This is a genomic window from Comamonas sp. FUJ_7 (assembly GCF_057369555.1).
Genome location: NZ_JBXXZI010000008.1, coordinates 145,240 through 169,997 on the forward strand (window position 1 = coordinate 145,240; position 24,758 = coordinate 169,997).

At 58.8% G+C, this 24,758-nt stretch carries 26 protein-coding genes; 23 read left to right on the forward strand and 3 right to left on the reverse strand.

Annotation, left to right across the window (positions count from 1 at the left end):
• Window positions 1-14 precede the first annotated feature (14 nt).
• The 13 genes from AC2I9W_RS13360 to AC2I9W_RS13420 all read left to right on the forward strand — a co-directional run bounded on the left by AC2I9W_RS13360 (window position 15) and on the right by AC2I9W_RS13420 (window position 14,079).
• The gene (locus AC2I9W_RS13360) at window positions 15-509 is read left to right on the forward strand and encodes a glutathione peroxidase (protein WP_486410434.1); all 495 of its coding nucleotides are present in this window, start codon (window positions 15-17) and stop codon (window positions 507-509) included.
• A gap of 254 nt (window positions 510-763) precedes the next feature.
• Window positions 764-1,663 carry a pirin family protein gene (locus tag AC2I9W_RS13365; RefSeq protein WP_486410435.1) on the forward strand — a complete coding sequence of 300 codons (900 nt, stop codon included), beginning with the start codon at window positions 764-766 and terminating at the stop codon, window positions 1,661-1,663.
• An 89-nt stretch (window positions 1,664-1,752) separates the two neighbouring features.
• A complete protein-coding gene (gene ycaC, locus AC2I9W_RS13370; protein WP_486410436.1) occupies window positions 1,753-2,382 on the forward strand; it encodes an isochorismate family cysteine hydrolase YcaC in 630 nt (209 codons plus the stop codon).
• 369 nt (window positions 2,383-2,751) lie between these two features.
• Window positions 2,752-4,530, forward strand: a complete 1,779-nt coding sequence (locus AC2I9W_RS13375) for a DEAD/DEAH box helicase (RefSeq protein ID WP_486410437.1) — start codon at window positions 2,752-2,754, stop codon at window positions 4,528-4,530.
• Window positions 4,527-5,459, forward strand: coding sequence for a hypothetical protein (locus AC2I9W_RS13380; RefSeq protein ID WP_486410438.1), 933 nt, complete (start codon window positions 4,527-4,529; stop codon window positions 5,457-5,459). Before AC2I9W_RS13375 ends, AC2I9W_RS13380 begins: the two co-directional genes overlap by 4 nt.
• 1,503 nt (window positions 5,460-6,962) lie before the next feature.
• The gene (locus AC2I9W_RS13385; protein ID WP_486410439.1) at window positions 6,963-7,340 is read left to right on the forward strand and encodes a VOC family protein; all 378 of its coding nucleotides are present in this window, start codon (window positions 6,963-6,965) and stop codon (window positions 7,338-7,340) included.
• A 157-nt stretch (window positions 7,341-7,497) separates the two neighbouring features.
• Complete coding sequence (locus AC2I9W_RS13390) at window positions 7,498-7,740, forward strand: hypothetical protein (protein ID WP_486410440.1); 243 nt, start codon at window positions 7,498-7,500, stop codon at window positions 7,738-7,740.
• 146 nt (window positions 7,741-7,886) lie between these two features.
• Window positions 7,887-8,498 (forward strand): class I SAM-dependent methyltransferase, encoded by a 612-nt coding sequence (locus AC2I9W_RS13395; RefSeq protein WP_486410441.1) that lies wholly within the window; start codon window positions 7,887-7,889, stop codon window positions 8,496-8,498.
• An 80-nt stretch (window positions 8,499-8,578) separates the two neighbouring features.
• Window positions 8,579-9,349 carry a hypothetical protein gene (locus AC2I9W_RS13400; RefSeq protein ID WP_486410442.1) on the forward strand — a complete coding sequence of 257 codons (771 nt, stop codon included), beginning with the start codon at window positions 8,579-8,581 and terminating at the stop codon, window positions 9,347-9,349.
• A 345-nt stretch (window positions 9,350-9,694) separates the two neighbouring features.
• On the forward strand, window positions 9,695-10,552 hold the full coding sequence (locus AC2I9W_RS13405; RefSeq protein WP_486410516.1) for a tRNA-uridine aminocarboxypropyltransferase: 858 nt from the start codon (window positions 9,695-9,697) through the stop codon (window positions 10,550-10,552).
• Window positions 10,553-10,725: 173 nt separating this feature from the next.
• A complete protein-coding gene (locus AC2I9W_RS13410; protein ID WP_486410517.1) occupies window positions 10,726-11,694 on the forward strand; it encodes a transporter substrate-binding domain-containing protein in 969 nt (322 codons plus the stop codon).
• Window positions 11,695-11,724: 30 nt separating this feature from the next.
• Window positions 11,725-12,486 carry a sterol desaturase family protein gene (locus tag AC2I9W_RS13415; protein ID WP_486410443.1) on the forward strand — a complete coding sequence of 254 codons (762 nt, stop codon included), beginning with the start codon at window positions 11,725-11,727 and terminating at the stop codon, window positions 12,484-12,486.
• Window positions 12,487-12,984: 498 nt separating this feature from the next.
• A complete protein-coding gene (locus tag AC2I9W_RS13420; protein WP_486410444.1) occupies window positions 12,985-14,079 on the forward strand; it encodes an acyltransferase family protein in 1,095 nt (364 codons plus the stop codon).
• A 32-nt stretch (window positions 14,080-14,111) separates the two neighbouring features.
• On the opposite strand, the gene AC2I9W_RS13425 is transcribed toward AC2I9W_RS13420, so the two are convergent.
• A complete protein-coding gene (locus AC2I9W_RS13425; protein ID WP_486410445.1) occupies window positions 14,112-14,783 on the reverse strand; it encodes a DUF924 family protein in 672 nt (223 codons plus the stop codon).
• A 233-nt stretch (window positions 14,784-15,016) separates the two neighbouring features.
• On the opposite strand from AC2I9W_RS13425, the gene AC2I9W_RS13430 reads away from it, so the two are divergent.
• The 4 genes from AC2I9W_RS13430 (at window position 15,017) to AC2I9W_RS13445 (ending at window position 18,366) form a co-directional block, all read left to right on the forward strand.
• Complete coding sequence (locus AC2I9W_RS13430) at window positions 15,017-15,592, forward strand: DUF1439 domain-containing protein (RefSeq protein ID WP_486410446.1); 576 nt, start codon at window positions 15,017-15,019, stop codon at window positions 15,590-15,592.
• 208 nt (window positions 15,593-15,800) lie between these two features.
• On the forward strand, window positions 15,801-16,517 hold the full coding sequence (locus tag AC2I9W_RS13435) for a glutathione binding-like protein (protein ID WP_486410447.1): 717 nt from the start codon (window positions 15,801-15,803) through the stop codon (window positions 16,515-16,517).
• A 138-nt stretch (window positions 16,518-16,655) separates the two neighbouring features.
• Window positions 16,656-17,723 (forward strand): pirin family protein, encoded by a 1,068-nt coding sequence (locus AC2I9W_RS13440; RefSeq protein ID WP_486410448.1) that lies wholly within the window; start codon window positions 16,656-16,658, stop codon window positions 17,721-17,723.
• A gap of 157 nt (window positions 17,724-17,880) precedes the next feature.
• Window positions 17,881-18,366 carry an FKBP-type peptidyl-prolyl cis-trans isomerase gene (locus tag AC2I9W_RS13445; RefSeq protein ID WP_486410449.1) on the forward strand — a complete coding sequence of 162 codons (486 nt, stop codon included), beginning with the start codon at window positions 17,881-17,883 and terminating at the stop codon, window positions 18,364-18,366.
• A 145-nt stretch (window positions 18,367-18,511) separates the two neighbouring features.
• Here AC2I9W_RS13445 and AC2I9W_RS13450 read toward each other — a convergent pair whose 3' ends face one another.
• Window positions 18,512-19,429 carry a phosphoribosylaminoimidazolesuccinocarboxamide synthase gene (locus AC2I9W_RS13450; protein WP_486410450.1) on the reverse strand — a complete coding sequence of 306 codons (918 nt, stop codon included), beginning with the start codon at window positions 19,427-19,429 and terminating at the stop codon, window positions 18,512-18,514.
• Window positions 19,430-19,877: 448 nt separating this feature from the next.
• Here AC2I9W_RS13450 and hpf point away from each other — a divergent pair, with 448 nt between their 5' ends.
• The 3 genes from hpf to hprK all read left to right on the forward strand — a co-directional run bounded on the left by hpf (window position 19,878) and on the right by hprK (window position 21,857).
• On the forward strand, window positions 19,878-20,237 hold the full coding sequence (gene hpf / locus AC2I9W_RS13455) for a ribosome hibernation-promoting factor, HPF/YfiA family (RefSeq protein WP_486410451.1): 360 nt from the start codon (window positions 19,878-19,880) through the stop codon (window positions 20,235-20,237).
• 156 nt (window positions 20,238-20,393) lie between these two features.
• Window positions 20,394-20,867 carry a PTS sugar transporter subunit IIA gene (locus AC2I9W_RS13460; protein ID WP_158394030.1) on the forward strand — a complete coding sequence of 158 codons (474 nt, stop codon included), beginning with the start codon at window positions 20,394-20,396 and terminating at the stop codon, window positions 20,865-20,867.
• A gap of 30 nt (window positions 20,868-20,897) precedes the next feature.
• Entirely contained in the window at window positions 20,898-21,857 is a 960-nt protein-coding gene (hprK, locus tag AC2I9W_RS13465; protein ID WP_486410452.1) for an HPr(Ser) kinase/phosphatase, read from the forward strand.
• Between the two features lie 101 nt (window positions 21,858-21,958).
• On the opposite strand, the gene fur is transcribed toward hprK, so the two are convergent.
• The gene (gene fur / locus AC2I9W_RS13470) at window positions 21,959-22,384 is read right to left on the reverse strand and encodes a ferric iron uptake transcriptional regulator (protein ID WP_486410453.1); all 426 of its coding nucleotides are present in this window, start codon (window positions 22,382-22,384) and stop codon (window positions 21,959-21,961) included.
• Between the two features lie 146 nt (window positions 22,385-22,530).
• On the opposite strand from fur, the gene AC2I9W_RS13475 reads away from it, so the two are divergent.
• The 3 genes from AC2I9W_RS13475 to AC2I9W_RS13485 all read left to right on the forward strand — a co-directional run bounded on the left by AC2I9W_RS13475 (window position 22,531) and on the right by AC2I9W_RS13485 (window position 24,748).
• Window positions 22,531-23,076 carry an outer membrane protein assembly factor BamE gene (locus AC2I9W_RS13475; protein WP_486410454.1) on the forward strand — a complete coding sequence of 182 codons (546 nt, stop codon included), beginning with the start codon at window positions 22,531-22,533 and terminating at the stop codon, window positions 23,074-23,076.
• Between the two features lie 116 nt (window positions 23,077-23,192).
• Window positions 23,193-24,026 carry a 4-hydroxy-tetrahydrodipicolinate reductase gene (gene dapB / locus AC2I9W_RS13480; RefSeq protein ID WP_486410455.1) on the forward strand — a complete coding sequence of 278 codons (834 nt, stop codon included), beginning with the start codon at window positions 23,193-23,195 and terminating at the stop codon, window positions 24,024-24,026.
• Window positions 24,027-24,085: 59 nt separating this feature from the next.
• Window positions 24,086-24,748 carry a MotA/TolQ/ExbB proton channel family protein gene (locus AC2I9W_RS13485; RefSeq protein ID WP_486410456.1) on the forward strand — a complete coding sequence of 221 codons (663 nt, stop codon included), beginning with the start codon at window positions 24,086-24,088 and terminating at the stop codon, window positions 24,746-24,748.
• Window positions 24,749-24,758 lie beyond the last annotated feature (10 nt).

A 24,758-nucleotide genomic window follows, 5' to 3' on the forward strand; every position in this document is an offset into this window, starting at 1 on the left:
GAGGGGGAAGTGGTATGAGCAACAACGCCGCAACGGTGTATGACTTCGAGGCAAGCGATATTCAGGGCCGCAGCGTCCCCCTATCCCAATACCAGGGCAAGGTGCTGCTGATTGTGAATACGGCCAGCGCCTGCGGCTTTACGTCTCAGTACAAAGGCCTGCAAGCATTGCATGAGCGATATGCGTCCAGGGGACTGGTGGTGCTGGGCTTTCCCTGCAACCAGTTCGGCGCTCAAGAAAAAGGCTCGGACGAAGAAATCGCCCGCTTTTGCGACCTGAACTTTGGGGTCAGCTTTGCGCTCATGCACAAGATAGAAGTCAATGGCAGCGCTGCCCATCCGCTGTACCGCTGGCTGACGACTCAGGCGCCGGGCGTGCTTGGTACCAAGGCCATCAAATGGAACTTCACCAAATTTCTGCTCGGACGCGACGGACAGGTCATCCGTCGATATGCGCCACAGGACAAGCCGGAGAAGCTGGCGGCGGATATCGAGGCTGCGCTGCGCTGAATCCCGCTCTTCGCTCTTTTGCAAGCGCTCCCTCTCAACCCAGCAGCTGCGGGTAGCCTTGATCTTTGTTTGCTTATTGTTCTAAATATGGAACACTAAGTCTGAATATTGTTGACTTTTATTAAATTTGTTCTGAATTTAAACTCAGCACCATGTTCAACAGATCGTTGATGCCTAGGGCAAACGGTCTTTCCTGCGATAGGACTGAAGAGGCTGATGCCAGCTGCTTTGTCGATCGCTCCAAGGAGAATGCTGTGCTGAAGAAAGTTCTGAGTGTTTACGATGCACCCCTGCCTCACTGGGTGGGCAACGGTTTTCATGTGCGCTCGCTGTTCAGCTATGGCGATCATGGCCGTGCACTCAGTCCCTTTTTGCTGCTGGACCACGCCACGCCTGAGCACTTCAGCCCCACCACCGAGCGTAGAGGCGTGGGAACGCATCCACACCGTGGCTTTGAGACCGTGACCATCGTCTATGACGGCGAGGTCGAGCACAGAGACTCTACCGGTGCTGGCGGCACCATTGGCCCCGGTGATGTGCAGTGGATGACGGCGGCCTCGGGCATCCTGCATGAAGAGTTTCACTCTCAGGCCTTTGCCAAGACCGGCGGCACCATGGAAATGGTGCAGCTCTGGGTCAACTTGCCTGCCAAGGACAAGATGTCCGACCCCGGCTACCAGACCCTGCGCAATGCCGACATTCCCAAGGTAGAGCTGCCAGATGGCGCAGGCTCGGTGCGCGTGATTGCGGGCGATTACGCCGACTCCCATGGCCCAGCGCGGACCTTCACGCCCATTAATGTCTGGGATGTGCGGCTGAACGCCGGTGCCAAGGCTGAATTCAGGGCCCAGCCCGGCCATACGCTGGCGCTGGTCGTGCAGCGCGGCACCGTGCTCATCAACGACCAGGAAGTGGCGCGAGAAGGCCAGCTGGTGCATCTGGATCGTGCGGACGACCTAGTGCAACTTGAAGCCAATAACGACGTCATGCTGCTGTGGCTTTCGGGTGAACCCATTGACGAGCCGGTAATGGGTTATGGCCCGTTTGTGATGAATACGGATGCAGAAATCGTCCAGGCCATGAACGACTACCGCAATGGCCGCTTTGGAAAAATCCCTGCAGTGGAACGCTCCGTATCGGCAGTAAATCACTGACTCTCTAGTGTTACCTTCAGCCGCGGCTGACCAATTGATAGGTTGGTAGCGGTTCTTTTCCCCCAACCCTTCTCAAGTAGGAGATCTCCATGAGCAAGAAGCCTTACGTTCGCCTGGATAAAAATGACGCCGCCGTGCTGCTGGTGGACCACCAGACCGGTCTGCTGTCCCTCGTGCGCGACATTGATCCCGATAAATTCAAGAACAACGTGCTGGCACTGGCCGACCTGGCCGAGTACTTCAAGTTGCCCACGATCCTGACCACCAGCTTTGAGACCGGCCCCAACGGCCCTCTGGTGCCCGAGCTGAAGGAAAAATTCCCCACCGCTCCCTACATCGCTCGCCCCGGCCAGATCAACGCCTGGGACAACGAAGACTTCGTCAAGGCCGTCAAGGCCACAGGCAAGAAGCAACTCATCATTGCTGGCGTGGTGACCGAAGTCTGCGTGACCTTCCCCGTGCTGTCGGCCCTGGCCGAAGGCTACGACGTGTTTGTGATTGCTGATGCCTCCGGCACCTTCAACGAAATGACACAGAAGGCCGCCTGGAGCCGCATGGAGCAGGCCGGCGCTCAGCTGCTGACCTGGTTCGGCGCAGCCGGCGAACTGCACCGCGACTGGCGCAACGACATCGAAGGTCTGGGCACGCTGTTCTCCAACCACATCCCCGACTATCGCAACCTGATGACCAGCTATGCTCAGCTGACCGCAGGCAAATAAACCCTACTGAATCCCAAAAGCAAAAGCCCGCAAGCATTCTCTGCCTGCGGGCTTTTTGTATTTTGAATAGCAGTGGGCCTTTGATGCATGAGGGCTTGGGGTTGATTGGGCTTGAAGTTTCTGTTGTCTTGCGCCAGCTGGCCTCTGACAGAGATAACCACTGATTCTGGCGATTCACGCGCCGCCCATATTTCCCCATGCTCTCTGAAACGCCTTGCCGCGCAAGATGAGCCACTGCTTTCATTGGCGTGAAAGATTCCCAAAAGAGTAATCGGCTATAAACCTCCCATTCTTGAAACAAGAAGAAACAAGTAAGAGGTAGAGGCAATGGCGGTATTAATACCCGCGCTCGGCAGTTGCGCGGGGCGAATGACCAGCGGAGAAAAACGGCTGGCAGAGCGTTTGCAGCAAAAGCTGGAAGACGATTATTTGCTCTGGTGGGATGTGCCTATTGGCCCCAAACAGACGCGGCCCGATTTTGTCGTGGTGCACCCGCGCCGGGGTGCGCTGATTCTGGAAACCAAGGACTGGCATCTGGACACCATTCGCAAGGCTACACGCGAATATTTCGAGATTCTGGATAGCGGCAGCGGCCAGCCCAAGGTCGTGATGAGCCCGCTGCAGCAGGCCCGCCACTGCGCCATCCAGGTCATCAACGCGCTGGAGCGCGACCCGCAACTGGTGCAGGGCGAGGGCGCTCACCAAGGCAAGCTGGCCTTTCCCTGGGGCCATGGCGTGGTCTTCACGCGCATCACGCGCAAGCAGTTTGATGCGGCGGGGCTGGGCGATGCGCTGCCAGCGCACCTCGTCATCTGTCAGGACGAAATGCTCGAAGCCGTGGATGCCGAAGCCTTTCAGCAGCGGCTGTGGAATATGTTCCCCCACAGTTTTGGCCGAGCCATCACCCTGCCGCAGCTTGACCGCATTCGCTGGATACTCTTCCCCGAAATTCGTGTGCCCCAGCAGCAAAACCTGTTTGGCGACGAGGCGCAGGCCGAAGAAGAGCTGCCCGACATCATGCAGGTGATGGACCTGCAGCAAGAGCAGCTGGCGCGCAGTCTGGGCGACGGCCACCGCGTCATTCACGGTGTGGCGGGCTCAGGCAAGACCATGATCCTCGGCTACCGCGCCGAGCATCTGGCGCAGACCCAAGGCCCCGGCAGCAAGCCCATCCTCGTGCTTTGCTACAACGAACCGCTGGCCGTGAAGCTTGCCGCAGGTATGGCGGCCAAGGGCCTGCAAGACCGCGTGCATGTACGCCACTTTCACAAATGGTGCCGTGAGCAGCTGGTGACTTACCACCTGCTGCCCGAGGGCACGCAGCGCTGGCCGGTGGACAAACTCATGGCCGAATATGTGCAGCGCGTCATCAGCGGTGTGGATGCCAAACACATTCCCGCAGGCCAGTACCACGCCATCCTCATCGACGAAGGCCATGACTTTGCACCCGAGTGGCTGCGCTTGGTTACCCAGATGGTGGACCCGAGCACTAACAGCCTGCTGCTGCTCTACGACGACGCGCAAAGCATTTACGACCGGGGCCAGAAGCGCAACTTCAGCCTTAAAAGCGTGGGCATACAGGCGTCGGGCCGCACCACCATTCTCAAAATCAACTACCGCAACACGCGCCAGATCCTGCAACTGGCCCACCGCGTCGCGGGCGACATGCTCACGCCCGAAGACGCCAAGGACGAAGACAGCATTCCGCTACTCAAACCACTGAGCTGTGGTCGCGAAGGGCCGGACCCCATCGTCATCGACCTGCCCACCTTCCCCGCCCGCGCAGGCCGTGTGGCGGACTTGCTGGCCGACCAGCATGCCCAGGGCCATGCCTGGGGAGAGATGGCGGTGCTATGCCGCCACAAGGACGAAATGCTGGTCTGCGCCGATGCCCTACGCCGCAAAGGCCTGCCTTACCGGGTGCGCCAGAAGTCCGGCGACTTCAAACCCGAGCACGATTCCATCAAGGTCATGACCATGCATGCCAGCAAGGGGCTGGAGTGGCCTGTTGTGGCGGTCGTTACTTCGGATGAAGAGCGGAAGGCTCGGGATGTGAAGAAGGATGGGGCGTTGGAGGCCAGGTTGGTTTATGTGGCTTCGACGCGGGCTACAAAAACTATTTTGGTTAGCAGGCAGGGAGATATATGAGCGAATTTATAGTCCATTATTATTTAAAGGACAATTCTCATGCAATCAACTCTTTGACGCTTTATAAAAGCCAAGAAGAGCTATTTCATCTTATAAATGAAATATCTTCTGTCTTTTCTGCAAATATAAAAATCAAAGTCCTTCCTCCAAAGGAGGGCGGTTTTGTACATGTTCTTGAATTTGTTAATGATAATGTTCCCGCATTGACACTAGTTAGTGGTGTGGCAGCTTCAGTTATTGCTGGAGTTTTTTGGGTAACGCATCAGAGGCCATTACTAAATCAGCAGCAAAATATAAATCAGCAGCAAATAGAGCTCAATAAGCAGCAGTCTGATAAGAATCAGTTGGATATAGATAAGGCGAAAATAGAACTTGAGCGTCTAAGAAAAGAAATTTATCTTGAAAGGTTGAATCCAGATGAGCAGATTTCAAATGAAAGAAATTTGTTGCTCCCATTAGAAGAATCACCCAGTGAGGATGATCTTGCTACGATAGTCGCGGGTAATAAAAAAGTATTAAAAAGAATTTCTGAAATGTACAAGCATTTATATGCTGATATTGAAGTAATGGCTATTGGGTTTAAAGATGAGGCAAGGTTTGAAGAAATAATTGTCAAAAGAGATTGTTTTGAGAAATTCATACTGGAAAATGAATTAATTGAAGATTTAATTGTGCCTGATTCGGTTATAGAAATAACCTCTCCTGTTTTGAATGAAAAAGATATTCAGTGGCACGGTGTGTATGGTAAAAAGAACATCGGATTCTATTTGAGGGACAATGATTTCAAATCTCAGGTTTTAAAGAAAAAAATAAATTTTAAAAATGGTTCTAAGATAATATGCTCTATGAGAATGCTTCAGCGGATAAACAGTTTTGGCGATGTGGAGGTTTATGAGTACATTGCTGAAAATGTTTCAGTTCTTAAATGAATAGTTTCATTAAATGATTTAAAAATTCTTGGATGAATTTGTCCTGAAATTTTTGGATAGAGGGCGGGTCTCGGCCCGCCTCCCGACCTACTTTCTGGTGCCAGAAAGTAGGCAAAGAGCTAGGCCCCTACTGCCCCCGTCCCTCCGCTTCGCTATGGGCAACCTGCGCCGCCAAGCACTTGTGGCTGTGCGGCCCAACTCACTGCGTGCCTTCGGCACTCCGTTCAAACAAACGGCCGCAAATTTGATGACGATGCAGTTGCACTCTGCGGTGCAACTGCCAGCCCCAAGCCCTTGCCGTCGCAGGCGTGGGCACAAGGGGCGATACCGGATACCAACAGCCAGATAGCTTCTTTGTGTTTTTGATAGCTGCTTGCGCAATCTGAATAAGCGCTAGAGGCATATTTCGTCACCAATCTGGCAGGTCGTCCGTTCCCGTATTCCCCCGTGTGTCAGCGCCTGCGGCACGCTGTTCAGGCTGCGGGCAACGCTGCCGCAGGACAGCGTTGCATCGTCATCTGACTTGCCGCCGTTTGTCTGAGCGAAGCGCTGCAAGCGCGCAGTGAGTTGGGCGGCACCGCAGACCGAATGGCGTGACGCAGGTTTGCCCGCAGCGAAGTGAAACGTAGCGTAGGGACGCGGACAGTCGGGTCGCCTTTTCTTTGGGTACTTATCTTTTGGCGAAGCAAAAGAAAGTACCTCGGCTGACGGGCCGAGACCCGTCCTCTGTCGTGTACGACAAAGCAGTAGCTGTTTTGATAGCTGCTAGTGAAGGTGGACTATGGGCTTGAGGCCAATTTGGCTTGAAATTTAGTGATGCGAAGGTGATGGCGATGGCTGGCACTGCCAAGTGCTGCGAGCACGGCCAGCGACATGCTTGCTTGACGGACAGAAGGCGGGTTTCGGCCCGCCAGCCGACTCACTTTCTTGCTTGTGCAAGAAAGTAAGCAAAGAACACAGCCCCTACTACCCCCGTCCCTTCGCTTCGCTACGGGCAGACCTGCGCCGTCAAGTGCTTGGGGCTGTGCGGCAAAACTCACTGCGCGTCTTTGACGCTCCGTTCAAACACGTTGCCGCAAGTCAGATGACGATGCAGTTGCACTCTGCGGTGCAACTGCGCGCCCCAAGAACTTGCCGTCGCAGGCGTGGGCACAAGGGCCGATACCGAATACCAACAGCCAGATAGCCTCTTTGAGTTTTTGATAGCTGCTAGCGCAATCTGGATAAGCGCTAGAGCCTGATTTCGTCATAAGTCTCGCAGGCCGTCCATTCCCGCATCTTCCCGTGTGGCCGCGCCTGCGGCACGCTGTTCGGGCTGCGGGCAACGCTGCCGAAGGCGCGAGACGGTTTGCTCTCGCTCATCGGGGTGGATGCACTTGGCCCAGTCGTTGAGGGCTTCTCAGTGCTCGGGGCGCCAGCCCAGCGGGGCGCAAAGCCCGCTACCATGACCGGCGTATTTCCCATCATTGCCGCGCAAGCGGGTTTATCAAGGAGTGTTGAATCATGTTCAGTCACGTCATGCTGGGTGTTTCCGATCTGGAAAGTGGCAAGCGTTTTTATGACGCCATGCTGGGCCAGCTGGGCATTGCTCCCGGAGTTGCCAACAAGAACCGCTACTTTTATCGCAGCCCCACAGGCACGTTTGCGATCACCACGCCTATCAACGGCGAGCCGGCCACGGGTGGCAATGGCTCGACCATCGGCTTTGCGGCGCAGTCCGTCGAACAGGTGAACGCCGCGCATGCGGCGGGCGTGGCCGCAGGCGGTGTGGCGATCGAGGATGCACCGGGTTGGCGTGGTGAGGGCGCCAATGCCCTGTATCTGGCCTATGTGCGCGACCCCGGCGGCAACAAGATCTGCCTGTTGCACCGCAAGGCCTAAGCTGCGCCGCCCGCATGTCTGCTGAGGGGCGAAAGGCCCAGCGGCCTGCGGTGATGCTGGGCTGCCCCACGGTTTAAAACCGGGGCAGGCGGCACAATGGCTGCTTTGCAGCGCTGGCGATGTCGCGGGCGCTGTGCTCTATACCAGCAGTTTTTTCATGACCAACACCACCACTCCTGCCGAAGAACATCTGTGCGACGCTTGCGCCGGCATTCAGCGCAACTGGCGCAAAGCCCCTGGCCACGCAGAGCTGATGCAGCGCGGCAACCGCAAGGAGGTGCGCGGCGCGAACACGGCGACGGTGACGCGCTATGTCTGCGAGCGCTGCGGCACGGTGTGGGACTATGAAAACAACAAGCAGAACCAGAAGGTCGGCTGGTCGGTGGTGGGGAGGATTTAACCCCCCTGAGGCGCTGCGCGCCTTCCCCCGGAGGGGGACGACGCCATCGCTGCGAGGCGGCTCTTGCTCGGCGTCCCTGAGCTGGGGAGTGCCAGTTTTCAACATTGCGGTGCCTTCGGGCGCCGTTTGTTTTTGAAGGAGGCTGCGTGCAATCAGCAAGCAACGAGTGGTTTGACGAGGCGTATTACCAGCGCTTTTACTTTGACAAGAAGACCAGCGTGATCGACCCCGAGCACGCGCGGCGGCTGGGTGCGTTTGTCTGCTCGTATCTTGCGTATCTGCGCGTGCCGGTGCAGCGGGTGCTGGACATGGGCTGCGGCATTGGCCTGTGGCGCGAGGCGGTGGAGCAGCACTTTCCCGGCGTGCAGTATCAGGGCGTGGAGTTCAGTCCCTACCTGTGCGAGCGCTATGGCTGGGAGCAGGGCTCGGTCATCGACTGGCAGCCCAAGGATGGCCAGCCTTTTGATCTGGTGATCTGCCAGGGAGTGCTGCCTTATCTGAGCCCTGCGGATCTGAAAAAGGCGCTGGCCAATCTGGGGCGGCTGTCGCGTGGCGGCCTCTATGTCGAGGCCGTGGCCAAGGAAGACTACGAGCGCGACATCATTGATGAGGATCTGACCGACCCGCGTCTGTACCGTCACCGCGCCGAGCTGTATCGCCGCGGTCTGCTGCCGCGCTTCAAGGAGCTGGGCGGTGGTGTGTGGCTGAGCCGTCAGGCGGAGATGCCGCTGTTCGAGCTGGAGAGTGTGGGCGGTTGACGTGGCTGAGGCGGCGGATTCTTGGTGATTTCAGGGTCTGCCCCTATATTGCGGAGCTTTGAACTTACAAGGATATGGAGATGGCCCATCGCTGGATGAAACGCTGCGGAGTCTGGACCGGAGCCATGGCGGCAGCGGCGCTGTTGCTGGCTTGCTCGGATTCCAAGACGGAGGCACCTGCGGCTGCACCGGTCGCTCCTGCTGCCGCGCCGGCACCTGTGACCACCGAGGCCAAGCGTGTGATTGACCAGCTGTTCAGCACGGAAACCATAGGCATGAATCTGGCCTATGTGGAAAAAATTGCCGGCCCGGCCATGCGCTCGGAGTTTCACCGCCACCAGTTCCGCACCGATGGCTGTGACATCACGCTGATCAGCGATGAGGCCGACAAGGTGATCGAGTCTGTAGAGGTCGATATCGCGCCCAGCTGCAGCCTTTCGCTCAAGAGCGTGCTCAATGTGTCCGAGGGCCAGCCCGATATGCAGCTCAACGACCTGACGTTTGGCCGCTTTGAGCCTTTGCTGGATGGCCGTTACTACGCGGATTGCCTGTCGCTGTGCGGCAATGCAGCGGATCCCGTGGTCTACCTGGAGGCCAAGGGTTCGCGCGTGACGAATTTCATCAACTACGCCGTGCAGGCCCCCATGGTGGATGGCCCGGTGCTGGATGCCACCTTTGCCTGGCGCGATGCCATGACCAAGGCCGAGTCTGAAGAGTATGTGGTGGACACGCGCTTTAACTGCGAGCCTGATCGCTTCAGGAGCGTGATTGCTACCGGGCTCAAAAATGTCAAGCCCACGGTGTTCAGCTTTGGCCGCGGGCCGGGCTTTGTGCAGGGCGATTGCGATTAAGAGTCGCTAACACAACCCTTGATACGTCGTTGCTGCGCCTTGTCGTACCTCAGAGTCGTGCACGTGAGGCGAGATCGAGTGAGCGCTTTGCGTGCTAGCTTAAAGGGCGTCAACATAGGTAATCAACAAAAAAGGAGCTGAAGGCGCTCGTCATTGCTTGATTTCAGGCAGAAAACTATCTGACATTCAATACAGACAAGCGCTATGGGCTCCTTTTATTGATCTTTGGTGCAAGCTGCGCAGAGATCGCCTGCACGGCTCTGAGTCGCACTCCTGTAGCGTCAGCACCGGGATTGGCAAAGGCGGGACAATTCGAGCTTCCTTTTGAAACTGCTGGTGCCTGCTTTGCCCGCTTCCTCGCCTTTGTCCTTGTCTGATGCGGCTGCCGACGCCGCTGCCGCTTTGAGCCCGCAGAAAACGCTGGCCTCAGCGGTGTCTGCGCATGCTGTATCGCGCCTGCGCACGGCGCGGCTGGCACGCAGCACGCGGCCTTTTCTGGCGCGTGGTGGCCCCAAGGGCGAGCGTTGCGAGGGTTGTCGCCTGCGCCCGTCGCACTGCATGTGCGCGCTGCGGCCCGAGCTGGCCACGCGCGCCGGCTTTTGCCTGCTGATGCATGACGCCGAGCCGCTCAAGCCCAGCAATACGGGTTGGCTGATTGCCGATGTGGTGCGCGAGACCCATGCGTTTGGCTGGTCGCGCACCGAAGTCGATCCGCAGCTCACCGCCTTGCTGGCCGATCCGCAGTGGCAGCCTTACGTGGTCTTTCCCGGTGAATATGCCGACCCGCCCGAACGCGTGGTGCAGACGCTGCATGGCAGTGACGGTGTGGATGACCGCGGTGTGCTGCAGCCCGGCAAACGCCCGCTGTTCATCTTGCTGGATGCGACCTGGTCGGAGGCGCGCAAGATGTTTCGCAAAAGTCCATATCTTGATGGCTTTCCGGTTCTTAGCCTGCACCCGGACTTGATTTCGCGCTATCAATTGCGCAGATCCAAGCGCGACGATCATTTCTGCACCAGCGAGGTGGCGGCCCTGTGTCTGGAGCTGGTGGGCGATGACGCCGACATGCACGCGGGCCGTGTGCTGGAGAGCTATCTGGGTGTGTTCACCGAGCGCTACCTGCAGGCCAAGCATCAGCTGCCGGCGGATGAGGGCAGCAGCGCACACCATAGGCTGCGTGAACTGATGGGCAGCGCCTCGTGAAACGCGAGGCATGGCGCCCGGAGCAGGAATAAGCATTCCACTCAAACATCTAAGTGAACACCGACAATCGGTGCGCGGCCCTGTGTAACGACAAGGCCGTGCCGGATGAGGTGGGTGAGCAAGCGCTGATGGCCCAGGGTCTCGGCGCTTTTTGGATGGATGTGGAGCGGGTAATGAGCAAGTCGTTGAAGTGGGGTGGGCTGGTTGCGGGTGTGACAGCAGCGCTGGTGTGTGCTGGTTCTGTCATGGCCGCAGGCAAGCCGGTGAAGGCGGAGATCGGTGCCGATATCGATACGGTCGTCGATGTTTCGGCCTCGCCCACGCTGCAGCGCTGGCAGGCAGGCGGTACGGTGACTCTGGGTGTGCGTGAAGCGGCGACGCCCATGTCTTACGTGATTGGTGCGAACGACCAGTTCGTCGGCTATCACATGGACTTGTGCGAGCGTGTGGTGCATGCTATTGCGCCCAAGGCCAAGATCAAATACATGGTGCTGACGCCGCAGAACACCATGCCGCTGATTGCCAACGGCACGGCCGATTTCAACTGCGCGAGCATGACCAACAACCTCATGCGCCAGAAGCAGGTGGCCTTTGGCCTGACCACCTATGTGAGCGAGGTGCGCATGGCCGTGCGGGCGGACTCGGGCATTACGTCGTTCAAGCAGCTGCAGGGCCGCAATGTGGGCGCCATCACCGGCACAACAGCGGTGCAGATTCTGCGCAAGTACGCCAGCGACAACGACCTGAACTTCAAGACGCTGATGAGCAAGGATCAGTTCGAGAGCTTTTTGCTGCTGGAGTCGGGCCGTGTCGATGCCTTTGTGCTGGACGACAACATGCTGGCCGGCGTGATTGGCCAGAGCAAGAACCCCAAGGGCTACAAGATTGTGGGCGAGGTGATTGGTGCCGAGCCGATTGCCATCCAGTTCAGCAAGAACGACCCGCAGATCAAGAAGGCCGTGGACGGTGCCATCTTGCAGATGATCCGCTCGGGCGAGCTGCACAAGCTCTACAGCAAATGGTTTATGCAGCCCATCCCACCCAAGAACGTGAACCTGAACTTGCCCATGGGCGAGATGCTGAAAAAGCAACTCGCCGCGCCTAACGACACGCCGCTGGAGCAGTTCGTATTGCCCCAGTGAGCGGGCTGGGCCAGCCTATAGACTGCAGGTATGCTGGAATATCTGGTCTACCCACTGATCGCGCTGCTGTTTGTGGCGGTGTTCACGCGCGAGGTGATTGCCCCCGCCTCGCGCAATCTTTGTGATCGACGCTGGCTGATCTACAGCAGCGCCCTGGGCGCACTGACCCTGGTGTGCACACTGGCGCTGGGCTATGTGCTGGAGGACAGGATTCGCCAGCATGCGCTGCTGGATGTGGGGGCACGCTGGAACCCTTTTCTGGTGGGGCTGCTGAGCTTTTTCATCACCAGCTTTGTCTTTTACTGGTGGCACCGTGCCACCCATTCCAGCGATCTTCTGTGGCGTGTGTTTCACCAGTTGCACCACAGCGCAAGGCGCATCGAGGTGTTGACTTCGTTTTATGCCCATCCGCTGGACGCCTGCGCTGCCATGATGCTGAGCGTGATCTCCAGCTACTGGGTGCTGGGTGCCAGCCCAGCAGCGGCGGCCGTGGCGCTGGGACTGACGGCGGCCTTCGATCTGTTCACCCACGCCGACATGCGCACGCCGCGCTGGCTGGGCTATGTGCTGCAGCGCCCCGAGATGCATACCGTGCACCATCAGCATGGTCACCATGCGCAGAACTACGGTCTGCCACTGTGGGACATATTGTTCGGTACCTGGACCAACCCGGCCGAGCGCGCGCAGAAGCTGGGCTTTGATGATGACAAGTCCGAGCGCGTGGCCGAGATGCTGCTGTGGCGCGATGTGCACCAGAGCGCACCGGTCTGCGGGCGCAAGAAAGCCTCTTGATTTCTGCCAAGAGCCGCTCACTCCTCGATGGCTGGAGTGGGACTTTTCGTACAAGGGCATTGGTTTTTGGCTTATCAAATTTGATAGCTGAGAGCGCTTGCTGGTAGTGCCTGGGCGCTTCTTTTTGTTTGTATTTGTTAACGCCCTTTGAAGTTGTACGCGGCAAAGGGGCAACCCTTAAACGGGGCTTGGGGCATTGGCCAAAATCTGTTTAAATCGCCCGCGTCTGTTCACCTGTTAACAGACGCCACGTCGCCTGACTGAGGTCGCTGCAACCGGTTTCTGCCCCGTTTTCCCCATTCGGCAGAGCGCGCCGCCTCAGCATTTCGGGCACTTTAGATGCATTTTCCTGTGCGTCTGTGGCCTCAAGGCCGCTGTAAAGAGCTGTTACTGCCTCTTTGCTCACATTCTGAATACTGCATCAGCCATGCTCAGGCGTGGCTGATTGGATGATTGCAAGCCCGGCCCGTGCCAGGGCGAAAGGAAAGGTGTCCGGTTTTGGTGGAGTCGGTTTTCAAGCTGCGCTACAACCCCGCGCTCGACGGATTGAGAGGCATTGCCATTGTGCTGGTACTGCTCTCGCATGCCCATGCACCGCTGTTTGACGGTGCGTTTTTTGGTGTCGATCTGTTCTTCGTGCTCAGCGGTTTTCTGATTACTTCACTGCTGCTGATGGAGTATCAACAGCACGGAAAGATTGATTACTGGCGCTTTTACCGCCGCCGCTTCTTCCGGCTCATGCCGGCGCTGGCGCTGTTTCTGGGCGCGTATTGCCTGTTCGCTCCGCTGATCTGGCCGGATCTGACAGATGTCTATTCCGACGCACTGGTCTCCATTCTTTACCTGGCCGACTACGGCATTGCCTTCTTTGACAGTCCGGACACGCTGCTGCACATGTGGTCGCTGTCGGTGGAGGAGCACTTCTATCTGATCTGGCCGCCGCTGCTGGTATTGCTGCTGCGCAAAGCCACGCCGGGCCGGGTGTGGTCGCCCCTGCTGGCCCTGTGGGTGCTGAGCACGCTGTGGCGCATCTTCTGGGTGGTGCAGGATCAGAAGTTCTACGAAATCTTTTTCCGCTTCGACACGCGGGCGTCGGGGCTGCTGGCCGGAGCACTGCTGGCGGCGCTGATGATGGAGCGCCCGCAGTGGATTGAGCGCCTGCAGTCGATGCGCGCCTACACCATGTGGTTCGTGCTGGCCGTGCCACTGATCATGGAGCTGGAGTGGGACAATCAGCACGCCATGGTCTGGGGCATTACGGTGGTGGAATGCGCGGCCTTGGTCGTGCTGCTGGCGGTGCAAAAGCCTTCGGGCCTGGTCTATGAAATGCTGACAGCGCCTTTGCTCCTCAGGCTGGGCAAGCTCTCCTATGGCATTTATCTCTGGCATTACCCGGTGGTGCGCTATCTGCGGGCTGACTTTTCCTGGCCGGTGACGGTCATTGCCGGTCTGCTGATCTCTACCGCCCTGTCCGCGCTGTCGTTCTATACCGTGGAGCGATGGGCGATGCGCTACCGCGACGGCACGCCCAAGCCCAAGGGGCAGAAGTTGCGCCAGGAGCCCGCCCTGCGCGAAGCGACACGCGGCTCCTGAGTCGGAGGGCTTTTGCAGCTGGCAAGCCGAAGTCAAAAGCCTGAGCCGGGCTGCGCCAGGTAGGCCTGCTCATCGGCAGTGCTGGCGCGGCCCAGAATGGCATTGCGGTGGGGAAAGCGCCCAAAGCGCTCAATCACCACTTGGTGGCGGTGCGCGTAGTCCAGAGAGCCGGTGAGGTAGTCACGCAGCGCGGCATCCTCAGCGCCTTGCAGCAAGCCCTCAAAGGCCGCCACGCACCGAGCCTGCATATCGCGGTCTTCGGCATGTTCCAGTGGCAGGTACATGAAGACGCGCACTACTTCGGGCAGTTGCTGGTCAGCGCCGGATTCCATGGCCTGAAGAGCCAGTGCCAGCGCCTGCGGGTCACCCGCGAAGCTTTTGGGGGTGTTGCGGTGGATGTTGCGGGTGAACTGGTCCAGCAAGATCACCAGTGCCAGCTGGCCCCAGGGGCCTTGCGCGGCCCAGTGACCCAGAGAGCCTGCCAGGGCCGCCTCAACCACTGTGCCAAAGCGCTGACGCAATTGCTCGTCGAACTCGGCGGATTTGGTGAACCACTGTGCCTTGTGCAGCAGGGCCTGTGCGTTATCCGGGCGGGCGCTGCCAAACCATTGCGTCAGCACCTGATCGGGCAGGCTGGGGTCTTGGGCAGCGGCATTCAGGGCCGAGTGGCTGATAGGTGTGGTGTTTTCAGTCATGCAAGACATTGTGCATGGAGCGCGATGCGTCCCACTGTCGTCAACCCCGTGCGTTGCGGGGCGTTAAATAACAGACTTTTACCTGCATGCCGGGCCGGGAAGGGAACCGAAAACACCCATCGAGACTCTGTGGAATAGCAGGCAAAGAGACAATATGATTATTAAAAATAATAGCAAATAGTTATTGAGTATCAATTGTTTGCGGTGTTTTGGGCTCGGATTTTACGGAGTTGGTGGTCGTGATGAATCGGCGCGCATGGTTGATGGTGGCAGTGATGGGGCTGGGAATGGCTACGGCGGGGTGTTCGGGCAAGACCGTGCCCGGCAGCGTAAGCGTGAGCCAGGAAAAGCTGCAGGAGATGCTGGCCAGACGCTTTCCCAAGCAGTTTCCCGTCGCAGGGCTGTTGCAACTGGATCTGAAGGCGCCGCAACTGAACATGGTGCCTGAGCGCAATATGCTCAATGCCGTGATTCCTGCAGAGCTGAGCGGCAAGGTGCTCAAGGAGCGCTTTACCGGCTTGCTCAATGTTGATTTCGCATTGCGCTACGAGCCTACGGACCGTACGCTGCGCGCCTACCAGATCAAGGTCAACCAGCTCAGCATGGATGGCCTGGCTCCGGCCATGAGCGACATGCTGGGCACGTATGCAACCGCGCTGGCCGAGCAGGCCATGGGCCAGGTCGTGCTTTATCAATTGCAGGATCAGGATTTGGCGCTGGTCGACGCGCTGGCCATGGAGCCCGGTGCGATTACCGTCACGCCACAAGGCTTGACTGTGGCTCTGGTACAGAAGTCGCCTGCCGGCAATCAGCGTTAAGAACCGCCAACAAAGCCCTTGATACATCGTTGCTTCGCCTTGTCTCACCCAGCAAATCTTTGATTTGCTGGCTTTTGTCAGCTGCTCTAGGGAAGTCAAACGATCAAGCCCGCATGGCAGTCGCCTGCGGGCTTTTCCAATGGTGGCCGCAGCGCCTGGGTGTGATGCCGTTACGATGCAGCAAACCATTGATTCAGGAGCCAGACGCATGACCCGCACCTTTGCCGATTTTTCTGTAACCCGCAAATGGCCCGCCCAGCACCCTGAGCGCATTCAGCTGTACTCGCTGCCCACGCCCAACGGGGTGAAGGTGTCGATTGCGCTGGAAGAGATGCAGCTGCCCTACGAGGCGCATCTGGTCAGCTTTCAGACCGACGACCAGCTCACGCCCGAGTTTGTGGGCACCTTCCCCAACAACAAGATCCCCGCCATTCTTGACCCTCAAGGCCCGGGCGGCCAGCCTCTGGCGCTGTTTGAATCGGGCGCCATTCTGATCTATCTGGCCGAAAAGTCCGGCAGCCCTTTGCTGCCCGCAGAGCCTGCGGCACGCTACGAGACGCTGCAGTGGCTGATGTTCCAGATGGGCGGCGTGGGACCCATGTTTGGGCAAGTGGGCTTTTTCCACAAATACGGCGGCAAGGACTTCGAAGACAAGCGCCCTCGTGACCGCTACATCAATGAATCCAAACGCCTGCTGGGCGTGCTCGAAACCCGCATGCAGGGCCGCGACTGGATCATGGGCGATCAGTTCACCATCGCCGATATCGCCATTTGGCCCTGGGTGCGCAATATGGTCGATGAAAACGGCTACAACGCAGGCGAGCTGGTGGGCTGGCAGAACTTCCCGCAGCTGCAGCGCGTGCTGGCGGCCTTTGTGGCGCGGCCCAGCGTGCAAAAAGGCCTGAATATCCCGCCACGCGGATAAAGCCACCTGCTGGGCAGATCCGACTGTTGCAAAAACGGTCGGCACTGTCCCATGAATGAGGTCTTTCAATAGGTGGGCCTGGCCTTATCTTTCAAGGGTCAGGCTTTGCGGATCGCTGAGCCCCATCAGGAGATCACCATGACCACCACGGCACATCAGCCCCACAACCCCATCTTGGAAAGCGCCCCGCTGGGCCCACGCTGGCCCTGCCTGGATCCTTTCCTTTTCTGCGCTCACCACGATGACAACTATCCCGCCAGCGACGGCAAGATGGGTGTGCAGGCCGTGGAGCTGGAAGGCCGCGAAATGGGCAGCGACTTCAGCGCCAAGGACGGTTTTTCGATGTACCACGGCGAGCAGGTGCCCGGCTTTCCCGGTCACCCGCACCGCGGCTTCGAGACCGTGACGCTGGTGCGCAAGGGCCGCATCGACCATGCAGACTCGCTGGGCGCAGCCGCACGCTTTGGCGGCGGCGATGTGCAGTGGCTCACGGCTGGCAAAGGCATTCAGCACTCGGAGATGTTCCCGCTGCTCAATAGCGACAAGCCCAACCCGCTGGAGCTGTTCCAGATCTGGCTGAACCTGCCCGCCAAGAACAAGATGGTGGAGCCCCACTTCACTATGTTCTGGAACGAGCAGATTCCGCGTGCCAGCTTCAGCGATGCTGCGGGCAAGAAGACTACCGTCACTGTGGTAGCTGGCTCGCTGGCCGGTGCCGACAAGGCATTGCCACCGCCGCCCGAGTCCTGGGCTTCTCAGGATGGCAGCGATGTTGCCATCTGGACGCTGGAGCTGGAGCCCGGTGCCCGCTGGACCATGCCCAAGGCAGCAGGCGCCGACACGCATCGCATGCTCTACTTCTTCGTAGGCAAGAGCATGACTGTGGGCGGCAAGGTCGTGAACGGCCACAAGGCCCTGCATGTGGATGCGCACAGCGACCTGGAGCTGGTCAACACTGGTGACGTCACCGCCGAGCTGGTGCTGCTGCAAGGCAAGCCGATTGGCGAGGCCGTGTCCCAGTACGGCCCGTTTGTGATGAACACGCAGCAGGAAATCATGCAGGCCATGCAGGACTACCGCCGCACCCAGTTCGGCGGCTGGCCCTGGAAGGACAACGACCCTGTGCACGGGGCCGAGAACCGTCGCTTTGCGCGCTACCCCGGCGCGAGCGAGGACGACTTGCCACCGGCTGCGGCTGCCGCCTGAAAATGGCGCGCCTGATGGCGGGTGTTCAAACGCTGCCACAATGTGCGCCTGACCGCCACGACCTTTGCGGGCCGTGGCGGCTTTGTTTTGGAGCCGCTCAAACCGCAGCCATCAAGAGGCTGGGCCGTGTGGGCCGCTCGTGGAATCTCCAACTGCCATGAATATCACCAAAGACACCGCTGTCACCATCAACTACAAGATTCACGAGCTGCTCGCGGGCGGCGTGGCCGTCAAACTGCTGGACAAGGGCGACGTCGCCTACCTGCACGGCGGCTATGACAACATCTTCGCCAAGGTCGAAGCCGCGCTGGACGGCAAGCAAAAGGGCGATACCGTGACCGTGGACCTGGCGGTGGAAGACGCCTTCGGCGAGCGCGACGAAAGCCTCAAGCGCACCATCCCCAAGGGCGAGTTTCCAGCAGGCGTGAAAGTGGGCGGCCAGCTGCGCGGCGTCAATGACCAGGGCCTGCCCCAGATCTACAACGTGGTGAAGATCAAGGGCCCCGTGGTGCTGCTGGACGGCAACCACCCTCTGGCCGGCCATGCGCTGCGCTTTAGCTGCGTGGTCAACGAAGTGCGCGCCGCCTCTGAAGAAGAAATCGCTCACAAGCATGTGCACGGCGGCCACGGCCACCACCATTAAAAAACATAGCTGACAGCGCATGCCTCTAAAGGATTTCAGGCATCTTTCAATCTGAAATCCTTTGCCTGCAAGCGCAAGCAGCTATCAAAACAAAAAGGCCCCCGAATATAAATCCGGGGGCCTTTTGTTTTCAGGACTGGATCGCTCAGGCGGTCAGACGTTCCAGCGCTTCACGATACTTGGCAGCGGTCTTGTCGATCACTTCTTTGGGCAGGCGGGGTGCGGGGGCCTTCTTGTCCCAGGCCTTGCCGTTGACCTGGGCCTTTTCCAGCCAGTCACGCACAAACTGCTTGTCGTAGCTGGGAGGATTCTCGCCCTTGGCCAGCGCCTCCTCGTAGCCTTCGACGGGCCAGTAGCGCGAGCTGTCGGGGGTCAGCACCTCGTCCATCAGCACCAGCTCGCCGTCTTCGGTCAGGCCGAACTCGAACTTGGTGTCGGCAATGATCATGCCCTTGGTCAGCGCAATGGCAGACGCTTCCTTGTAGATGCGGATCGCAGTGTCGCGGATCTTGGCAGCCAGCTCCTCGCCCACCATTTCCACGGTGCGCTCGTAGGTGATGTTTTCGTCGTGGTCGCCCATCTCGGCCTTGGCGGCAGGGGTGTAGATGGGTTCGGGCAGCTTGGCCGCATTCGTCAGGCCCGCGGGCAGCTTCACGCCGCACACGGCTTGGGATTCCTGGTATTCCTTCCAGCCGCTGCCAGCCAGATAGCCGCGCACCACGGCCTCGATCATGATGGGCTTGAGGCGCTTGACCAGCATGGAGCGGCCTTCGACCTGCTTGACTTCTTCGGGCTTGACCACGGACTCGGGCGCTTCGCCAGTCAGGTGGTTGGGGCAGATATGGCCCAGCTTGTCGAACCAGAACAGGGCCATCTGTGTCAGCAGCACGCCCTTACCGGGAATGGGCTCGCCCATGATCACGTCAAAGGCAGACAGGCGGTCGGAGGCCACCATCAGAATGCGGTCATCGCCCACGGCGTAGTTGTCGCGGACCTTGCCACGCGCCAGCAGGGGCAAGGAAGCAATGTTGGAGGTATGCAGAGCAGAAGGCTGGGTGGTCATGATCAAGGATCGAGATAGGGGGCTGTCAGGCAATTCAGGCGTGCAGTCGGTCAGCAGGCGCCTGAAAGCTTCTGGGGGCTTCCAGCGTCGCAGGCACGAAAGGCAGCTGCGTAAAAGCGCGATTTTAAGGGCGTAGCCAAGGTTTTGAAGGGGCGCGGTCTTTGCCGCAGCCTTTTACTGACGGCGACCATGTCCGTCGCAAGACATGGCGCGCTCCTATGCCCAAAGCCACTCATTGTGTCGCCAAAACAGGGTGTCATCAAACTGAGCCACAAGGCCCCTGGCGAGCCTGCGCTATCCAGGCGATTTCTTTGCCTTTGCGGCGTGGCGGGCGCATAGTGGATTCACAGCAAAGACGAATGCGCATTCCGAACTGCAAGGCTGCGGCACCGCCGTGCAAGGCTGTGAAACCGCAGTGATTTCACCGAGAGCAAAGGAGTGTTTAGTTATGAATTTGACGATTAGCGGCCATCACCTGGAGGTCACTCCCTCGCTGCGCAGTTATGTCATGGCCAAGCTGGAACGCATTCTTCGGCACTTCGACCAGGTTGTGGACGTCAAGGTCCTTCTCACAGTCCACAAGCAAAAGGAAAAAGACAAACGACAGCGTGCCGGTTGCACCGTACGCGTAAAAGGACAAGACTTGTTCGTCGAGACCCAGCACTTCGATCTTTATGCTGCCGTAGACGCATTGGCCGACAAGCTCGATCGCGTGGTCATGCGCTACAAGACCCGGCAGCAAGGCAACCGCTCCATTGCCAAACGCTTGACCCCAGAGGGAACTCAAGTCGCGGCAGTGTCAGTTTGATGACAGCGAAGCGCAAGCCAAGCGTTTGCGCCGGTTTGTGGCAAGGATGTCGCCTTGTTACAACGCCCAAAGCGCCGCCCTTAGGGGCGGTTTTTGATGGTGATCAGGGTTTCCCCACGGTTTTCAGCGCTGCGGTGCATAATTGTTGATCACACCATGAATCGCCTAGCTTCTATCCTTCCCGCCGCTCAAGTGCTTGTGAGCGTTGATGTCACCAGCAAGAAACGCGCTTTTGAGGAAGCGGGTTTACTCTTTGAGAGCTTGCATGGTCTGTCTCGTGCCCTGATCACCGATAGCCTGTTCGCACGCGAACGTCTGGGCTCTACCGGTCTCGGGCACGGAGTTGCCATTCCCCATGGCCGCATCAAGGGCCTGACCGCCCCCATGGCTGCAGTGTTCCAGCTGGCCAACCCCATCGGCTTTGACGCGCCGGATGAGCAGCCGGTCAACTTGTTGATCTTTTTGCTGGTTCCTGAAGCGGCAACACAAAAGCATCTGGAGATCCTCTCCGAGATCGCAGAACTGCTCAGCGACAGCCAGTTGCGTGAGCGCCTGAAGTCCTGCTCTGATGCCCTGCAACTGCACGGCATGATCGACAGCTGGCAGTCTTCCATGACTTCCCAGGGCTGATTGCCCGTTTTTGACTGACAGGGCCTTGCCATGAGACCCAGCGCCATCAGTGCGGACGTATTGTTTGAAGCATTTCGCAATTCCAGTCTGCGCTGGCAGTGGATCGCGGGGATAGGGGCTTCCGAGCGCCGCTTTGACGAGATGGCCGTGCGTTCGGCCCGCTCTGGCGCAGACCTGGTTGGCTATCTCAATTACATCCACCCATACCGCTTGCAGGTGCTGGGCGAGCGTGAAATCGCCTATCTGACCAACGCCACCTCCCAGGATTGCCTGCGCCGCGTGGCGCGTATCGTGACGCTGGAGCCGCCGGTGTTGGTGTTGGCCGATGGTCAGGAAGCGCCAGACGAGCTGATTTCCATGTGCGAGCGTTCGCACATCCCGCTGTTCTCCACCAAGGAGCAGTCTGCCTTTGTCATCGACGTGCTGCGTGCCTATCTGTCCAAGCATTTCGCCGACCGCATCACCATGCACGGCGTGTTCATGGACATTTTGGGCATGGGTGTGTTGTTGACGGGCGAATCCGGCCTCGGCAAGAGTGAGCTGGGGCTGGAGCTGGTCACGCGTGGCAATGGTCTGGTGGCCGACGATGCTGTAGATCTGTACCGCATCAACCAGACGACGATCGAAGGCAAGTGTCCCGAGCTGCTGCAGAACCTGCTGGAGGTGCGCGGTATCGGCCTGCTGGACGTGCGTGCGATCTTTGGTGAAACCGCCGTACGTCGCAAGATGCGGCTCAAGCTTATCGTTCATCTGGTGCGCAAGGAAACCATGGAGCGGGAGTATGAACGTCTGCCCGCCGAGCCTCTGACGCAAGATGTGCTGGGCGTGCCTGTGCGCAAGGTGGTGATTCAGGTGGTGGCCGGGCGAAACATCGCCGTGCTGGTGGAGGCTGCCGTGCGCAACGCCATCTTGCAACTGCGGGGCATCGACACGTATCAGGAGTTTGTCAACCGCCATCGCCGTGCCATGGAAAGCGGAGAGTCCTTTTAATATTCATAGCGCTTTTGGCCGTCTCATAAGCTAATGGGCGCTATAAGGCCATAAAAAACCGCTGCAGCAATTGCAGCGGTTTTGTTTTGGGTGAAGTGCTTTTACTTCGCGGCGCGGCTGGCGCACGCGGCGCACTGGCCGTACAGCGCCATGGAGTGGTCCTGGATTACCCAGCCTTTTTCCTTGGCAATCAGGTTCTGGCGCTTTTCGATTTCGGCGTCGTAGAACTCTTCGACCTTGCCGCAACTGGTGCAGACGAAATGGTCATGGTGCTGGCCTTCGTCGAGCTCATAAACCGCTTTGCCACTTTCGAAATTGCTGCGGATCAGCAGACCGGCTTGCTCGAACTGTGTGAGCACACGATAAACAGTGGCCAGCCCTATGTCGGAGCGCTCATCGAGCAGGACGCGGAACACGTCTTCGGCCGTCATATGGCGCTGGGCACCCTTTTGGAAGATTTCGAGAATCTTCAGGCGCGGCAAGGTGGCTTTAAGGCCCGTGCTTTTGAGTTCCTCAATATTTTTCATGTCGCTATCTCTTGGTGGACTACGGGCACATGGAAGGCAGGAGCCACGCTTTGCAGAGAAGCTTTACACGCAGATAAAGGGAATCTCCAAGTGTCTCCGGGGCCTGCCGCTACAATGAACCCGATCATATCCCTATGCCATTACCCATGCATGTTCAAGCCCGTAGCCGCGCAGGTCTGGCCCTGACGTTGGCAATCGCAGCGGCACTGGCCGGCTGCAATAGTCTCGATGGCGCCGCACACCGCGTCGCTAATGCCGTCACTCCTTACAAAATAGATGTGGTGCAGGGCAACTTTGTATCCAAGGAGCAAGTTGAGGCGCTGCAGCCCGGCATGAGCCGTCAGCAGATTCGCGATATTCTCGGCACCCCTCTGGTGACCAGTGTTTTTCATGGCGATCGCTGGGAATACGTCTTCACCATTCGGCGCCCTGGAGTGGATCCGCAAACCCGCAAACTTACTGTTTTCTTCGATGGCGACAGCTTTGCCCGAGCCGAGGGTGACGAGATGCCATCCGAGTCGGAGTTCGTGGCCAGCCTCAAAGGCATGAAGGGCAAGCCCAAGGTACCGCAGCTGGAGGCCAGCGAAGCCCAGTTGGCCAAATACCCAGCGCGCAGCAATAGTGCGGCAGAGCAAGCTGCTGTAGATTTGCCGCCGCCGGCGACTAACTATCCTCCACTGGAGTCTCGCTAAGATATTCGGCCTGGTGCCGAAATGATGCTCCTCCCTGCTCATAAAGCGGGTTCTGCTCTCTTTTCTGATGGTAGGAATCTTCCTGCCGTCTGCTTATTTGACCGATTGATCGCGCCATGACCGCATCCACGACCACCTCTACTTCTCCTCAGCGCGTTGCCGTGGCGGGAGCCTCGGGCCGCATGGGCCAAATGCTGATCGAAGCGATTCTGAACAGCAGCGACTGCGAACTGGCTGCGGCTCTGGACCGTGCAGACAGCCCCTTCATCGGCACCGACCCTTCCGCCTTTTTGGGCAAGCCCTGCGGTCTGAAGATCGAAAGCGATGTACGCTCTGCGTTGTCCAAGGCTGACTGCCTGATCGACTTCACGCGTCCTGAGGGCACGATGGAGCATCTGGCCGTGGCAGCAGAGCTGGGCGTGAGCGTGGTCATCGGCACCACCGGTTTCAGCGATGCACAGAAGGCGCAGATCGCCGAGTATGCGAAGAAGACTTCCGTCGTGCTGTCCGCCAATATGAGCGCGGGCGTGAACGTCACCTTCAAGCTGCTGGAGCTGGCTGCCAAGGCGCTCAAGGAAGGCGGCTACGACATCGAAATCATTGAAGCCCACCACAAGCACAAGGTGGACGCCCCCTCAGGAACTGCACTGAAGATGGGTGAAGTCATTGCAGAAGCGCAGGGTACCAAGCTGGCTGACCGCGCTGTGTATGAGCGCTACGGCCACACCGGCGAGCGCAAGGAAAATACCATCGGCTTTGCCACCGTGCGCGGCGGCGATATCGTGGGTGACCACACCGTGCTGTTTGCCGGCACCGGCGAGCGTATTGAAATTTCGCATAAGTCCAGCAGCCGCGCCGGCTACGCCAATGGGAGCTTGCGCGCTGTTGAGTATCTGGCGGATAAAAAAACCGGCCAGTACGATATGTACGACGTGCTGAAGCTGCGCTGATCGCGCATTTGCAAAGGGGCCGTGATGGCCCCTTGTTGTTTCTGGGAGTGAGGTGAGGGATGTCTGCAGGAATGTGGCAATGGCTGGCCGAAGGTGATGCAGTGACCTGGAGTACGGCGGGCGTGATGCTGCTGATGTCTGTACTCAGCTGGGTACTGATTCTCTACAAGCTCTGGCTCATTCAGGCCGCGCGTCGCAATGTGCCAAATGCTGTTGAGGCGTTCTGGCAGATGCCTGATCTGGCTCAGGCGAAGGCAAGGGTTCAGCAGCTGGACCGTCAAGGTCTGGTGCAGCCGATGGCTGATGTCGTAGCTCAGGGCAGCAGCCCGGCGATGGCTGACTCACTGGCCCAACGTGCCGCACATGGCCAGCGCTTGATGCGCGGTCTGCGTGAAGCCCTGGGTCAGGCCTCTGCCCAGCTGCAATGGGGGCAGACCGTGCTCGCTACCATTGGCGCGACGGCGCCGTTCGTGGGGTTGCTGGGCACGGTCTGGGGTATTCATCATGCGCTGGGAACGCTGGCCGGCAGCGGTCAGGTTGATATTGCTCAGCTGGCTGGCCCCGTAGGCGAAGCTCTGGTGATGACTGCAGCCGGACTGGCAGTGGCCTTGCCGGCTGTGCTGGCCTATAACCTGCTTGGGCGTGCAGCCAGCCAGCTGGAGGCGGTCTTAGAGGGTTTTGCACATGATCTTCATGCCCAGTTTGGGGTGGATGCTTCTTAAAGGATAGCGC